15 protein-coding genes are annotated in these 14,313 nt (G+C 55.1%); 6 read left to right on the forward strand and 9 right to left on the reverse strand.

The genetic code is table 11. From position 1 onward, the window contains the following. Positions 1-9: 9 nt before the first annotated feature. The 5 genes from LA5095_RS25090 to LA5095_RS25110 form a co-directional block, all read right to left on the reverse strand. The gene (locus LA5095_RS25090) at positions 10-1,419 is read right to left on the reverse strand and encodes a type II and III secretion system protein family protein (protein ID WP_208992853.1); all 1,410 of its coding nucleotides are present in this window, start codon (positions 1,417-1,419) and stop codon (positions 10-12) included. A gap of 38 nt (positions 1,420-1,457) precedes the next feature. Continuing rightward, on the reverse strand, positions 1,458-2,225 hold the full coding sequence (gene cpaB, locus LA5095_RS25095) for a Flp pilus assembly protein CpaB (RefSeq protein WP_055120054.1): 768 nt from the start codon (positions 2,223-2,225) through the stop codon (positions 1,458-1,460). 685 nt (positions 2,226-2,910) lie between these two features. Beyond that, positions 2,911-3,135, reverse strand: a complete 225-nt coding sequence (locus LA5095_RS25100) for a hypothetical protein (protein ID WP_055120056.1) — start codon at positions 3,133-3,135, stop codon at positions 2,911-2,913. A 123-nt stretch (positions 3,136-3,258) separates the two neighbouring features. Continuing rightward, entirely contained in the window at positions 3,259-3,741 is a 483-nt protein-coding gene (locus LA5095_RS25105; RefSeq protein WP_306361839.1) for an A24 family peptidase, read from the reverse strand. Positions 3,742-3,918: 177 nt separating this feature from the next. After that, positions 3,919-4,101 carry a Flp family type IVb pilin gene (locus tag LA5095_RS25110; protein WP_055120409.1) on the reverse strand — a complete coding sequence of 61 codons (183 nt, stop codon included), beginning with the start codon at positions 4,099-4,101 and terminating at the stop codon, positions 3,919-3,921. A gap of 525 nt (positions 4,102-4,626) precedes the next feature. On the opposite strand from LA5095_RS25110, the gene LA5095_RS25115 reads away from it, so the two are divergent. The 5 genes from LA5095_RS25115 (at position 4,627) to LA5095_RS25135 (ending at position 8,985) form a co-directional block, all read left to right on the forward strand. Next, positions 4,627-5,088: a pilus assembly protein N-terminal domain-containing protein gene (locus LA5095_RS25115; RefSeq protein WP_055120060.1), complete on the forward strand. Its 462-nt coding sequence runs from the start codon at positions 4,627-4,629 to the stop codon at positions 5,086-5,088. A gap of 23 nt (positions 5,089-5,111) precedes the next feature. Next, positions 5,112-5,663 carry a TadE/TadG family type IV pilus assembly protein gene (locus tag LA5095_RS25120; protein ID WP_082442957.1) on the forward strand — a complete coding sequence of 184 codons (552 nt, stop codon included), beginning with the start codon at positions 5,112-5,114 and terminating at the stop codon, positions 5,661-5,663. A gap of 4 nt (positions 5,664-5,667) precedes the next feature. Beyond that, entirely contained in the window at positions 5,668-6,261 is a 594-nt protein-coding gene (locus LA5095_RS25125) for a TadE/TadG family type IV pilus assembly protein (protein WP_208992854.1), read from the forward strand. Positions 6,262-6,379: 118 nt separating this feature from the next. After that, positions 6,380-7,792, forward strand: coding sequence for a bifunctional enoyl-CoA hydratase/phosphate acetyltransferase (locus LA5095_RS25130; protein WP_055120064.1), 1,413 nt, complete (start codon positions 6,380-6,382; stop codon positions 7,790-7,792). Between the two features lie 2 nt (positions 7,793-7,794). Next, entirely contained in the window at positions 7,795-8,985 is a 1,191-nt protein-coding gene (locus LA5095_RS25135) for an acetate/propionate family kinase (RefSeq protein ID WP_082442975.1), read from the forward strand. Here LA5095_RS25135 and LA5095_RS25140 read toward each other — a convergent pair. Beyond that, the gene (locus LA5095_RS25140; RefSeq protein WP_082442958.1) at positions 8,982-9,926 is read right to left on the reverse strand and encodes a PhnD/SsuA/transferrin family substrate-binding protein; all 945 of its coding nucleotides are present in this window, start codon (positions 9,924-9,926) and stop codon (positions 8,982-8,984) included. The two genes, LA5095_RS25135 and LA5095_RS25140, sit on opposite strands and share 4 nt — an antisense overlap. Before the next feature lie 82 nt (positions 9,927-10,008). Here LA5095_RS25140 and LA5095_RS25145 point away from each other — a divergent pair, with 82 nt between their 5' ends. Further along, positions 10,009-10,623 carry an HAD family hydrolase gene (locus LA5095_RS25145; RefSeq protein WP_055120067.1) on the forward strand — a complete coding sequence of 205 codons (615 nt, stop codon included), beginning with the start codon at positions 10,009-10,011 and terminating at the stop codon, positions 10,621-10,623. On the opposite strand, the gene LA5095_RS25150 is transcribed toward LA5095_RS25145, so the two are convergent. The 3 genes from LA5095_RS25150 to LA5095_RS25160 all read right to left on the reverse strand — a co-directional run bounded on the left by LA5095_RS25150 (position 10,618) and on the right by LA5095_RS25160 (position 14,295). Continuing rightward, entirely contained in the window at positions 10,618-11,649 is a 1,032-nt protein-coding gene (locus LA5095_RS25150; protein ID WP_055120069.1) for a histone deacetylase family protein, read from the reverse strand. The genes LA5095_RS25145 and LA5095_RS25150 overlap by 6 nt on opposite strands. A gap of 67 nt (positions 11,650-11,716) precedes the next feature. Next, positions 11,717-12,715 carry an aldose epimerase family protein gene (locus LA5095_RS25155; protein ID WP_055120071.1) on the reverse strand — a complete coding sequence of 333 codons (999 nt, stop codon included), beginning with the start codon at positions 12,713-12,715 and terminating at the stop codon, positions 11,717-11,719. 80 nt (positions 12,716-12,795) lie between these two features. Further along, positions 12,796-14,295, reverse strand: coding sequence for a phosphomannomutase/phosphoglucomutase (locus LA5095_RS25160; RefSeq protein ID WP_055120073.1), 1,500 nt, complete (start codon positions 14,293-14,295; stop codon positions 12,796-12,798). Positions 14,296-14,313: the final 18 nt, after the last annotated feature.

Below are 14,313 nucleotides of genomic sequence, written 5' to 3' on the forward strand. Positions count from 1 at the left end.
CGTCCGTCCTCACTTGTAGATAAATCCGACTTGGCCGTGGTATTCACCTTCAGCCACATCGCCCGCAGGGTTGTAGATCTTGTTCAGCCGGTTCAGGAAAATGCTTTCCGCGTCAGATGGCGGGAACAGGTTCTTGTCAGGCCGGACCATCTTGTTTGCCGCCACGGGGCGAACAACGTAGGGAGTGACGAATACTGCCAGTTCCGTCTGGTCCCTCAGAAAGTCACGGCTCTTGAATAATGCGCCCAGGACCGGGATCTGCATCAGACCCGGAATGCCTTCCATCGACTGCTGATAGGATTCCTGCAGCAATCCGGCCATCACGAGAGTGCCGCCCGACGGCAACTCCACAGTTGATTCCGCACGGCGAACCTTAAGGGCCGAGATGGTGATGCCACCGGCACTTACGGCGCCTTCGTTGCTGAGTTCGCTGACCTCTGTCAGGACGCGCAGGCTGATCCGTCCTTCCGACAAGACCACAGGCGTGAAATCGAGACCTACACCGAACTTCTTGAACTCAACACTCACGGTGTTGTCGTCCTGAGCAACCGGGATCGGGAATTCGCCACCCGCAAGGAAACTTGCATTTTCACCCGAGATCGCCGTCAGCGTGGGTTCCGCCAGCGTCCGGATGACACCTTCGCGCTGCAAGGCTTCGATTTGCGCATTGATATTGGCTGCTCCGGCTGCAAACGTGATGCCTGCGACCGCCTGGTTCACGATCGACGGGTTCACATTGAACCCGGGGGCGTTTGAAAACCGGGGGGTGTAGTTGCCGGTGCCCACGGTGCCGTTGAAGGTTACCCCGAGCTGCTTGACAATCGAACGCTCGACTTCCGCCACGGTGACCTTCAAGTGGACCTGGTCCTTGCCTTGAACCGAAATCAGATTGACAACTTCCGTCGCGCTGCCTGCGCCCTGAAACTTCGCCGCGATGTCAGCGGCCTGCTGTGCCTCGAGCGTGCTTCTCGCTGTCCCGCTCAGGATCACGTTACCGTTCACCGACTCTGCAGAGATGTTCGTGCCTGGAATGAGTTTTCGGATGATCCGGGCCAGATCCGAAGTGTCGTTTTCAACACGGAGGTTGAAACTCGCCAGCTCGCGTCCGCTACGGCTGAAAAGAACAAGCCGCGCCTGACCGGCAGAATTGCCAAGAACGAAGATCCTGCGCGGTGTCCGGAGAACCGCATCTGCGATTTCTGGATTGGATATCAGAACGTCGGCAGCATCTTCAGCCAGATTGATGACAACCGATCTCCCTATCCCGACATTCAGTATCCGTCCGCTGGCACGTTCACCAGCTGCGACGTGGATCTGGCTGGGAAAGTTCTCCTGCGCCTGTGTCCCGGGCGTCGACATTCCAAATGTCGCTCCGAAGATGGCAGCTACAGCTGCAAATTTGATTATATAGTTTTTCATCGCGCCCCTCATGCTGGACGTTCTCGTCAGATCCGGTTTCATGGCGCAATTGCCTTGCTTGTGATGCCGTATTTCACGTAACTCACGTCATTGCGGCGGCTCTTGTCTTCTTCGGCATCGTCCGCCGAGTCCTGTGCACTTCGCAGCGCCAGCGAGATCGTCCCGGTCTGCTGGGCCTGCGCAACGATTTCCGACTCTGCCAGCGTCAATTCCAAAGTCGCCGTTTTCTTGGGAGACAGGTTCTTCTGGTCCTGTTCGCCTGCCGTGGTGGCGTCGATCGCCAACACACGTTTGTTTTCCAGGATGGTCTCGCTGACCGCGCCTTCGTCAAACCTGCGCGTCAGGATCAGGTCGACCTTGTCGCCGGGAAGAATGAAACCACCAGCGGTCGTTTCCTCCTCCACCCTGACGGCAATGGCGCGTTTTCCTTTCGGAAGTATGGCTGCCATGAAGCCCTTGTCGGTATTGATCAGCCGCTCCGGCCTGATCGGCTCGCCGGCGAAGATCGGCGCCTTGGCGATTTGCCCCAGGAAATCTTCCTGCGCGGCAGGAGTATTTGCTTTGGTCACTGCGCCACGCGGCAGCGCATCTTCGGGCCAGTCGCTCCAGTCGAAATTCTCTTTCGTCAGTTTCGCACCGAGAGGAATATCCACATCGGCGATAAGAACCTGGGTCGTCTTGGTTTCTGTGGGTGCCTGGACAATCTGCGGCGCCGGTTCACCACCGCCCGACAACATGACCATGCGAAATGCCAGCAAGCCGGCGACCACCGCGACAACCAATACTAAGATTCGAGCGACTTTCATGACAAAAAATCCAATGATCCTGTGCGCAGATGCGTTTGTTGAAGACAGGATGACGGGTAATTGGTCAAAACATGGTTAATCAGGAGTAGAAGTTTTTGGTTAATTTCCGTTAACTTTACTAAAAACCTTCCTAATTCGATTTCAATTTGCGAAAAACCCGGCTTTTGACGCTGGATACACGCGGATGCCGCACCGCTACTGCACCCGAACCTATGCTGTTCAGAATGCAGAAATTTTCGTAAATCGAGCCTTCTTTGAGTACAGAGACGCTTGTCCACAGTCTGCATATCCGCCGAATCAACCGTTCAGTGCTGCCAGTGATTCGAATTAACGATTGAGCAAACAGGAGCCGGTCCCCTTCCCTTCCAGGCTCACAACCGGACAACGACCAATGTCACGGCGCAGAAGATGTTTTGTCCTCGATCCGGACCGAAGGCTGCAAGATCGAGCGGCTCGTCAAAAACTGGTGGCGACCAGTCCATCCTCGATGCTGTTTGGCTTTGTGCAATTTCCGATAGTTCGAGTATTTTCGAAAACGGGCCAGCTTCAGCCAAAGGATCGTTCAATAGGCTGGTCTGAGCTGCGCGCGCCACGAGTGGCCATGCCGAAAACAAGTGCCGACCGTCAGAGCCAAGAAACCGGCGACATCGAAAACCGTTCTAGAGCGCATCCATTGAATGTTGGATCATTTGACCGGCGCGCTTTCTTTTGCTGACCAGGCGGATTGTGTGCAGCAGTGTAGCCCACCACAAGCGCAAGCCAACACAGTCAGCGGGAGAATGAGCCCGGCCCTTCGGGTGCCGGAAAGCAGCGCATCGGCAGCGTTGCGCCACTTGACCGATGCACCGCATCGCCCTTCGTGACGCGCCTTGCCGAGTGACCTGCTTTCCGGCATCAAACGAACCAACATTCAATGGATGCGCTCCAGGCAGACTGAGCTCGCCAGATTACAGGTCGGCGTTTCGCCGCGCTCTCCGCAGGTGACACCTGGAGATAGTGACGGCGATGCCCTGAAGCAATGCATGGGGAACGTCTAGTAGGCCTGACTGATCTGCTGGAACCAGGACGTCATGGGATAAATCTGTAACCCGGCGACCGCGATGGCGACCCCATAGGGAATGCCGCTTTTTTGATCGTGAAGCCGTGCTAGCCATTCCTGCCGTGCCAGCGAAGCGGGGAGCACGAGACTCGTGCGCATGAAAAGCAGACCGAGGGTCAGCAACATACCGTAAGTCGATACCAGCAAGACAAATCCTGCCAATTCCGGACTAAAACCAATCCACAGGGAAATGGCGCTGATGAATTTCACGTCACCGCCACCCATCCAGCCTGCGGCAAAAAAGCCGAAGCAGACAGGAAACACGACCAGCAATCCCAAGGCGTGTGAACCCCAGGCGGAAAGCGGCAGGCCTGTTGCCAGTGCCAACGCAGCAAATCCCGCCAACAGGAGAATTGAAACCCGGTTCCGAATGGTCATCGTCAGCAAGTCAGTGGCACCGCCGAACGCAACGAGCATTGGAAATATGACCAAAAGAGCTGCCGATAACATGGAGAACCCGTTTTTTGTTCCTGTCTTCAGAAGTATAGGCGCGGAGAGTTAACGAAAGACGGATACCAAAACGAAAAAACGGGCAGAAAACTGCCCGTTTCTCGGAAGCAAGCGCTGAAATCAGCCTTGCGAAACCAACCGAAGTTAGGGGGTGGTGATAGATTCATCTAGTTTTCCGGCAATATTTTCAAACACTGCCGTCAAGGACGTGCCTGCAAGAGATACAGCCGCGATGATGACGATGGACAGCAAGCCGGCGATCAGGCCGTATTCAATTGCAGTTGCGCCAGATTCGTCTTTTACGAAACGGTTGATAAGAGTTTTCATGTTTTTTGCTCCAAGTACCACTGAGTTGACAGCTTCAAGTCCGCCGGATCTTGTTCTGGTCCGTTCGAACATGAACCCAACCTAGGGCAGAGAGCTTTCCAACCAGTTAAAGCGACCACATGATTCCGGGGCAATCTTCATAAATGTAACTATAGTTAAAAATCGGTATAGATAAAAAATGGTTAACTCAGCTTATTTTCTAATGAAATTCAAAATATTTTGCAGTATAAATTAAAATACCCTCGTAAGATCTCCGGTCATACATAACTTTTTTACGGATTTGTCAATCTTATACTTATTGTTTTATTTCGAATATTATTCTTGGTGGCATTCTCTTCGAAAAAAACATTGTAACAATTCAGGAGTCTCAGGAATAATTTCGAATTTGCATTCAAAACACCTCAGACTCTTAAAGCATATCGACGTGTCAGTAGTTCTTCGCCAATTTTCGTCACGTTAGCAGATCGTTCACCACGTTTGCGGCATGATCTCGTAAGAATTGGCACTAATGGAGTATTCATAAGCATGTTTATGAACCTAATCAGATGGACTGGCGTGCTTTTGTTTGCAGCACAGACAAGCATTGCAATGGCGCAGGACGGACCGGTCATGGTGACAGTTGACCGTGCCAAGATCTTTCGGATCGACGATGGGGCCTCGGCCGTCATCGTCGGAAACCCGTTCATCGCAGACGTGTCCATGTTTGATGAGAATACGGTTGTGATAACCGGAAAGAGTTACGGCACGACCAACCTCGTCATCCTGGACAGCAACAGCAAGCCTATCGTCGACGAAGTCATAACAGTTCGCGCTTCGGAGGACGACGTTGTTGCCGTCTATCGCAAATCGCTGCGCTCGACCATGTCTTGCAATCCAAGCTGCGAGCCAACAATGCGCCTGGGCGACGATGTCAATGCATTCAACGGGATTGCCGAGCAGGCAAACTCCAGAAACTCCATGGCGGCCAGCGCGGCAGGCGTGAAGTGACCGTCATATAATGTGAGAAAACGATGAGTGGCAGAGAAAAACACCGCCGGTTCCTAGGAACCAGATTACTACGGTCGCTCCTGAAGGACCGTGAGGGTGTGACGGCCATCGAATTTTCGATGGTGGCCCTGCCATTCTTCATCATCGTCTTCGGCATCATGGAAGTCGGCATTACGATGTTTGTAAATCGCATGGTCGATAACGCATTGATCAGTGCTTCGAGACTGATCAGGACTGGACAACATATCGACATTTCCAGCAATGAAGAATTCAAAAACAAGATTTGTGGATTCATGCCTGCGTTTATGTGCGATATCGAAAGGATCATTGTCGCTGTCGAAACAGCCAATACCTTTTCCGAGGCTTCCGATAAAGCAAGTCTTTACGATGAACATGGCGACCTTAAAGAGGACGGTTTTTCTCACGCGCCCGGTGGCGCCGGTGACATCGTTGTTGTGAAATTGATTTACAAGTGGCCAATGATGACTTCCGCACTAAATCTTGCACTAAATGACCACGGGACCGAGCGATTTCTGACGTCAACAATGGTATTCCGCAATGAACCCTGGGAATAACTTCATGCCAACCCTGGTTACCGCGACGAATTTTGCCACTGGAGCCATGAAAAAGTTCCGCCGTGACGACAATGCCGTGTCCGCCGTTGAATTCGCCATGATCCTTCCGTTCATGTTCTTTCTTCTGATTGGCATGACGGAGCTGGCGGAAGCTCTCAACCAGGACAGGAAGGTCAGCCGCATCGCAAACGCCGTGGCCGACCTGATCGCACAGGAAGAAGCCGTTTCCAGGACCGACCTCGATTCGCTGATGAATATCGGCGAGAAGATCCTTGACCCCTATCCGTCGACAAACCTGCAGGTGATCGTTGCCAGCGTCTCCTTTGATGACGACGGCGATGCCAGCGTTGACTGGAGCCGCGATTCAGCCGGAGCCACCCCCTGGTCGACGGGTGCCGCGCCCCCAATCACCTTGCCGGGCACCGTAGCCGTACCGAATTCTTCAATTGTCGTTGGGCAGTCCAACCTGACCTACACTCCCAGCTTCACGGGACTGTTTTCGGGAATATTCGAATGGAGTCCTTCGGTCATGAACCTTAGCGACACATATTTCCTGACGCCAAGGATCACGGGGACTGTCACCTGCAGCAATTGCTGACCCGGGTTTCAGCGGCCAACACTATCTTTCCCGTATTTGCATCGTCGCATAGCGCGCGTACCCTCATCAGGCTACATTGCATTGCAATATTCCTGTTTCAGTTGGGGACCTTGAACCGATGGCGACAAACAAGACTTTCGAACAGATTGCCGTAGGCGACACGGCGGAAATCGTCCGGGAGTGTTCCAGCAATGACCTGCTGGTTTTCGCGCATGCCTCCGGAAATCGCAATCCGATCCACTTGCCCGATACCGACTGGACCGGCGACGGTATCGTCGACAAACCGGTCGCGCCCGCCATGTGGGTCGGTGGACTGGCATCCGCGGTTCTCGGAAACATTCTGCCAGGTCCCGGCACGGTTTATAAATCACAGTCGTTTCGTTTTCTAGGTGCAGCTGCGGTGGGCGATCATTTGCACGTGAAAGTGACCGCGACCGAAAAGCGGCCGGACAACATTGTCGTCTTTGATCTGACCGTGACCCGCGGCGATGGTTTTCGCCTGGTGGAAGGCGTTGCCGAGGTCGCCGCGCCCACGGAGACCATCGAATTCGATTCCAGCGACATCCCCGCCCTGCTGGTGCAACGTCACCGCCACTTCAACAGAATGATCGAGCTCGCAAAAACACTCCCCGCCTTGCCGACGGCGGTGGTTGCTCCAGATGACCCCAATTCTCTCGAGGGTGCCCTGATGGCAGCGCGGGAAGGCCTGATCAGGCCGGTTCTTATTGGCGCGAAAAGCAGGATTGAAGACGCGGCCAAGGAACTCAGTGAAACCATCGATGCCTACGAACTGATCGATATCGAAGATGAGATGGAGGCCGCCGGCCGGGCCGTCGCCATGGTGCACGAAGGCAAGGTGAAAGCTGTCATGAAGGGTCACCTTCATACCGATCATCTCTTGCATCACGTGGTTAAACGCGATGGTGGCCTTAGAACGAAGCGTCGTATCAGCCATGTTTTCGTAATGGACATTCCCGGCCGCAAAACGCCTGTTCTGATCTCCGACGCGGCGATCAACATCACGCCGGACCTCAACACGAAGGTCGATATCACGCAAAACGCCATCGACGCAGCGTGTTCACTCGGTTTGGAAACGCCGCGTGTCGGCATTCTGTCCGCCATCGAAACGGTCAACCCGGCCATTCCGTCGAGCCTTGATGCCGCGGTGCTGTCAAAGATGGCCGAACGTGGCCAGATCACAGGCGCTGTCGTCGACGGACCTTTGGCAATGGACAACGCAATCGACCTGCAGGCGGCGCGCACGAAGGGCATCACGTCTCTGGTCGCGGGCCGCGCCGAAGTCCTGATTGTCCCCAATCTGGAATCCGGCAACATGCTGGCAAAGGAACTGACGTTCATCGCCCATGCCGAAGCTGCCGGTCTTGTGATCGGCGCGAAAGTTCCGGTGATGCTGACCAGCCGGGCCGACGACGGCCGTTCCCGGCTCGCATCCTGCGCCCTTGCCCTGCTCTATGTGCACTGGAAAGCAAGCGGTGCGCCGGTCGGATTTCTGGACCGTGACGTGAAATGACGATGACACCCGTCATTCTTGTTCTCAATTCAGGTTCCTCGTCCATCAAGTTCACCCTCTTTGAAGGTGATCGCCCCCGGTTGGCTGGACAGATTTCAGGTCTGGGTGCAGAACCGCACATTGACCTCAAATCAGAAAGGACCGGCGGCCGAATAGACAGACAGCTATCCGCCGAAGCAGGCAGGACGCACCGGTCGGCACTCGCGTCACTGATTCCCATTCTTGAAGAGGAAACAAACGGGCAGAAGGTCGACGCGGTCGGGCATCGGGTCGTTCATGGAGGCATGCAGTACGCAACGCCTTTACAGATCACGGATGACGTTCTTTCGGATCTCAAGTCGCTCGAACCACTGGCGCCTTTGCATCAGCCGCACAATCTCGCCGGGATCGATGCGGCACGCTCAGCGTTTCCAAATGCGATCCAGACCGCCTGTTTCGATACGGCCTTTCATCGCAACCATCCCTGGGTCAACGATACATTCGCGCTGCCGCAGTCACTTTACGAAGAAGGCGTGCGCCGCTATGGATTTCACGGCCTCTCTTATGAATATATCTGCAGCCATCTCAAGGAAACCGGCCAGGACTTCGGAGCAGGCAAACTGGTTGTCGCCCATCTGGGTAACGGAGCCTCCATGTGCGCGATCCGGGATGGTCAGAGCATCGGGTCGACGATGGGTTTCACTGCCCTCGACGGCTTGCCAATGGGCACGCGCTGCGGACAGCTCGACCCGGGGGTCGTGCTGTATCTCATGACGACAAAAGGCATGACGCCCGAGGAGATCTCGGACCTCCTCTACAAGCAATCCGGGCTCAAGGGTCTGTCCGGCATCAGCCAGGACATGCGCACACTGACGGAAAGCGACGATCCCGGGGCGTCAGCGGCAATTGACTATTTTGTTTTCCGCATCAGGCGGGAACTCGGTGCGATGGCAGCAATCCTGAAAGGGTTGGACACTGTCGTCTTCACTGGCGGGATTGGTGAAAACGCAGCGGTAATCCGATCCATGGTCTGTGCCGATCAGGATTGGCTCGGGCTCTCCATCGATGAGGAGAAGAACAATGCGCGTGTTGAAGATATCACTGCTGAAACATCTCGGGTCAGGGTGCTGGTCATCCCGACCAACGAAGAAGAAATGATCCGCCGCCATACTGAGCGTCTGATGCGTGCTGAAGCCTTTCCTGCAGGCAGCTAACGTCGACCCTCCACCTCAAGCAGGCTCGAATACTCATCTTCGAACGTTCTGAGAACAGGCCTGTAATCCGCATGCACCACCGGCTCGAACCCTCCGGGCAAGTCAGGTTCAATCGCCAGGTAGGCGCCTGGCGCCTCTCGGCGCATGTCCATCAAGCCGGCCCGAAGACGCCGCTTGAGCGCGTCGGGCAGATCTTTTGAAATGCTGTGCGCGGAATATGGAATGGGCGGGGACCGCCAGACGATCTGCAGATCATTGAAGCCCTTGCTGCCCGAGACGTAGTAGTCGTTCAATGTCCCTGCCGTGAAGCCGTTCTTGGCCTCACCTGCAAGGCTCGACCAGGCGAGCGAAGCCTGAACGCGTCCATCCAGAAGTGCCTGCAGGCCTTCCACGGGGTTCTGGACCTCGACCAACGTCTGAAAATGAGACCTGGCGTCAATTCCGTCGGCGGCAAGATTGGCAATCGGCACACGATATGCCGCGACTGCATGCTTGTTTCCAACAGCAAGACGAGTGCCTTTCAGATCCTCAATCGAGGTGCTGTCTCCGCCGCGCTTGCTGACGAGGATGGCATAGAAGCGGGCTGGAAAATCGTCCGGCCCGGCAGTCACAAGCGGCTCTACACATTTGCAAAGCCGATGAGCCGCCGCGTAGGCAGAAGGAGACAGGCGAACATAGTCTATCCGTCCGTTGACGAGGCCCTCGACCGCCTCCCCCAGTGTTTCCATCAAAAACAGATCAACCGGAAGATCAGCAATTTCCTCAAGCGCGAGCCGAAAAGGTTCAACGCGCTCGCGTGCATTTTCATCCGCGCCAACGACGACACCGAGACGCAGCCGGTCTGGCATGACTTCAGGATCTTTGGCCTCGGCAGAAACAACAGGGGCGAAAAGGCAAAGAATCAGAGCAACAAGTTTGGTGATATTGGTCAACAAGGCCATAGTCCTGTCATAACTCTTTGATCAAGATCGAAAATTCGCACATCGCCCAAAAATTCTCTCACAACATATATCGGACTATTCAATGCCCAATGCTATCACGACGGTTGTCTTCGATATAGGTAATGTCCTGATCGAATGGAATCCGGAATATCTCTATCGACGCCTTATTCCAGACGAAACGGAGCGGACGTCGTTTCTGGCATCAATTTGTACTCCCGACTGGAATCTGCAACAGGACCTCGGCCGCTCCTGGAAGGAAGGCGTGGAAACGCTTTGTGCGCTTCATCCTGACAAGGCAGAGCTCATTGCGGCTTATTCGGATCATTGGCACGACATGGTCCCGGGCGAGATACCGGGGACGCGGCAATTGTTGGAGGAACTCGGGTCGAAAGGTATTCCGCTTTACGCAGTCACCAATTTCTCGTCCGAGAAATTCCTTGAGGCACAGGACCGGTTTCCGTTCCTAAGAACCAGTTTCCTGGATATCGTCGTTTCAGCAGAAGAAAGGATGATCAAGCCTGACCCAAGGATCTACAGCGTCCTGTTTGAGCGAAACCGGCTGGACGCGGGAACCTGTCTGTTCATCGACGATTCCATCGCCAACGTCGAAGCCGCCAGAGGCGTCGGCATGAGGGCGCATCACTTCACGTCGGCAGACATTCTCGCCGCAGATCTCAGGCAACTCGGCTTGCTATGAGCCCCCGAAACCTTCCAGGACGTTCACGCAATTTGTGCCAAGGGCGTCGACCGCATATCCCCCTTCCAGGAGGAAAAGCGTCGGCACACCTACTTTGGCAAGGCGTTGCCCGAGCAGGATGTAGTCCTCGCTCTTGAACCTGAACCCCGAGATCGGGTCGTTCTCGAAGCAGTCGAGCCCGAGCGACACGATCATCGCATCCGGCTTGTAGACCAGAAGCCAGCGGCAGGCCTCTTCAAGGGCAGGCGTATAGGCATCCCAATCGGTGCCGAGAGGCAAGGGCCAGTTGCGGGTGAAACCGGTTCCGGCATGTTCACCCGTTTCATCCGCAAATCCCAGAAAATAGGGATACTCATTCTTCGGATCAGCGTGGATCGACAGGAACAGGACATCCGGGCGGTCGTAGAAGAGAGCTTGCGTGCCGTTGCCGTGATGATAGTCGACATCCAGAATGGCAACGCGGTTCAAACCGTAGTCGCGCAGATATTGTGCAGCGACTGCCGCATTGTTGAAGAAACAATATCCGCCGTAAAAATCAAAGCCGGCGTGGTGACCCGGTGGCCGACACAGGGCAAAAGCCGACTTTTCACCATCCAGAATGAGTTTGGCGCCGGTCAATGCGGTGTTCGCCGATGCGCGTGCCGCCTGATAAGTGAATTCTCCAACCGGTGTTCCGGCATCCATCGAGTAGCGGCCCAACAAACCGTCGATATGCTCGATCTCGACATCCTGCCGCAGACTGCGAATGGGCCACACGAACGGAAATGCCTCCTTGGTCCGGCCCGCTTCCGTCCACCTCCCCCAGAAGCTTTCCAGGAACGAAACATAGTGTGAGGCATGGACCCGCTGAAGTGGACGGATCGGAAACTCTTCCGAACCGACGACGTCTCCGACTTTCCTTTGCCTGACAGTTTCCAGAACGATTTCGGCGCGGCGTGGGATTTCGACAGCCGGCTTCAACTCGCCATCTGAAATCTCCTGTGCCGGCGCATGCGCGAGCTGGAGGTCAGAAAATACCGTCTTCAATCGCTGCCCCCTTTGCCTTCATCGTTTCACATCGGCTTTGCCGCCGCCTGCTTCAATGTAACCCATCTCAGGAAAAACGGAATTCCGTCACATGACTATAGGTCTGTGATGGTTGTAACAGGACAGGTGTAAATTCTTTCTGATTGATGCTGTCCGGCCATCGTTGCGCCTCCAGACACAGGCCCGCATGCGGACCGTAGGTCTTGCCACCAAGCCCTGGAACAGGCACGTTCAATCTTGCCGCATCATAAAGCTGAAGACCCGGCTCGGTCGTCCAGACTTCCATCCGCCGTTCGCCTGTAGAATCTTCCAGCGCTGCCGCGAAGCCCATCGATGACCGGGGTTCTCCCGCCAGACAGAAATTATGATCATATTGCAGATCCTCCTCGCCTGGCTTCCGTCGAAGACTGCGACCATCCTGAAAGTCGAAGGGCGTCCATTCCACGCGCCTGACTTCGCCGGTCGGGATCAGGGTCTCATCAACAGGCAGATAAGTTTCTGCCGCAATCTCAAGGCTGTGGTCCAGAATTGTCTCGCTGCCCTCAAGATTGAAATAGCTGTGCTGGGTCAGATTGACGGGTGTCGCCTTGTCTGTTGTCGCGGAGATCTTGACCCTCAAGGCGCCTGATCCGGTCAGCGTGTAGCGCACAAGTGCCTCGACCTGGCCCGGATATCCCATGTCTCCATCTTCGGAAACAAGTTTCAAAAGCACGCTGGCCTTGTCGCTCTGTTCCACCTGCCAGTTTCTTGAAGAAAACCCTGTCGCGCCGCCATGAAGGTGATGCAGCCCGCCGTCGTTGCAATCGAGCTGATAGGTTTCCCCTTCGATCTTGATCTTTCCGCCGGCAATTCTGTTGGCGCAGCGCCCGGCAACTACCCCGAAATAAGCAGAGTGATCGAGATAACTGTGCAGATCTTCAAATCCGAGGACCACCGATTGACCGTCTACCTTCAAGTCTCGGATGATGGCACCAAATGTCAGGACGGACGCTTCAAGAAACCCTTTTTTCAACGTGATTTCCTGGACAGACGTGCCGTCCGGAAGGGTGCCGAATTCACTGATCATGCAGATTTTTCCAAAAAGGCTTGCCTGAGATACGCCTGGACGGCGGAATCATTCGCTGCCCTGTGACATGTCGCCAAACCTTAGAGTGTCTGATTGTATTCGCCAACTTCCGGATTTTCACGAAGAATGCCGTCAACTGCCTTGAACATTTCATGCAGCCTTTCTTCCGAAACCGGGCTCTCGACCACCACAACCAGTTCCGGCTTGTTGGAAGACGCGCGAACAAGTCCCCAGGTGCCGTCGCTGCTGACGACCCTCACGCCGTTGACCGTTATCAGGTCGGTTATCTCATGGCCCGCGATTGTCTCGCCTCTGTCTTTCATTTCGTGGAACTTCGAGACAACACGCTCGACAACATCATATTTGATCTCATCGGCGCATTTCGGCGACATGGTCGGAGAACCCCAGGTCTTCGGCAGATCACGGCGCAGGTCTGCCATCGACTTTCCGGGATTCCGGTCGAGCATGTCGAGAATGGCGATTGCCGAGACAAGCCCATCGTCATATCCGCGTCCGATCGGCTTGTTGAAGAAATAATGGCCGGACTTTTCAAACCCGACGATCGCATCAAGATCCGTAACGCGGCGTTTAATGTAGGAATGCCCCGTCTTGTAATAGTCGGTCCGGGCACCGTTCGCCCGAAGCACCGGGTCGGTGTTGAACAGTCCGGTCGACTTCACATCGACGACGAATTGGCAATTGGGATGAAGTGCAGAAATATCACGCGCTAGCATCACACCAACCTTGTCCGCGAAGATTTCCTCACCCTCATTGTCGACGACACCGCAACGGTCACCGTCGCCATCGAAACCGAGGCCGACATCGGCACCGGTTTCCAGAACCTTGTCCCGGAGCGCATGCAGCATTTGCATGTCTTCCGGATTTGGATTGTAGCGGGGAAATGTGTGATCGAGCTCAGTATCAAGCGGGATGACTTCCGCACCCACCGCTTCCAGTATTTTCGGTGCAAACGCTCCAGCTGTCCCGTTTCCGCAGGCCGCGACGACCTTAATCGGGCGTTTCAGTTTGGGCCTGTCGGTAAGATCCTTGAAATAGATGTCCGGGAACCCGTCCACAAAACGGTAGCTGCCACCGCCCTTCAAATCATAGGCCGCGTCAAGCACGATTTCCCTCAGTCGCCCCATTTCGTCCGGACCGAACGTCAATGGCCGGTCGATACCCATTTTCACGCCGGTCCAGCCATTGTCGTTGTGGGACGCGGTGATCATGGCAACAGCCGGCACATCCAGCGCAAATTGCGCGAAGTAAGCCATCGGAGACAATGCCAGGCCAATATCGTGCACATTGACACCGGCTGCGAGCAGGCCATTCACGACCGCCATCTTGATGGACGAGGAGTATCCGCGAAAATCATGGCCGACGGCGATATCGGGACGAACGCCCCGCTCGTGAATGAGAGTACCGATCCCCATTCCGAGCGCCTGCATACCCATGAGGTTGATTTCTTTTTCAAACAACCAGCGGGCATCGTACTCCCTGAAGCCGGTGGGTTTCACCATGGGGAGAGATTCATACTCGAACGTGTTGGGAAACAGCTCCGGGCGTGGTTTTGGAAACATCGATGCCTCTCAGTGCCG

The sequence above is a fragment of the Roseibium album genome (genome assembly GCF_001404515.1).
Classification (GTDB): domain Bacteria; phylum Pseudomonadota; class Alphaproteobacteria; order Rhizobiales; family Stappiaceae; genus Roseibium; species Roseibium album.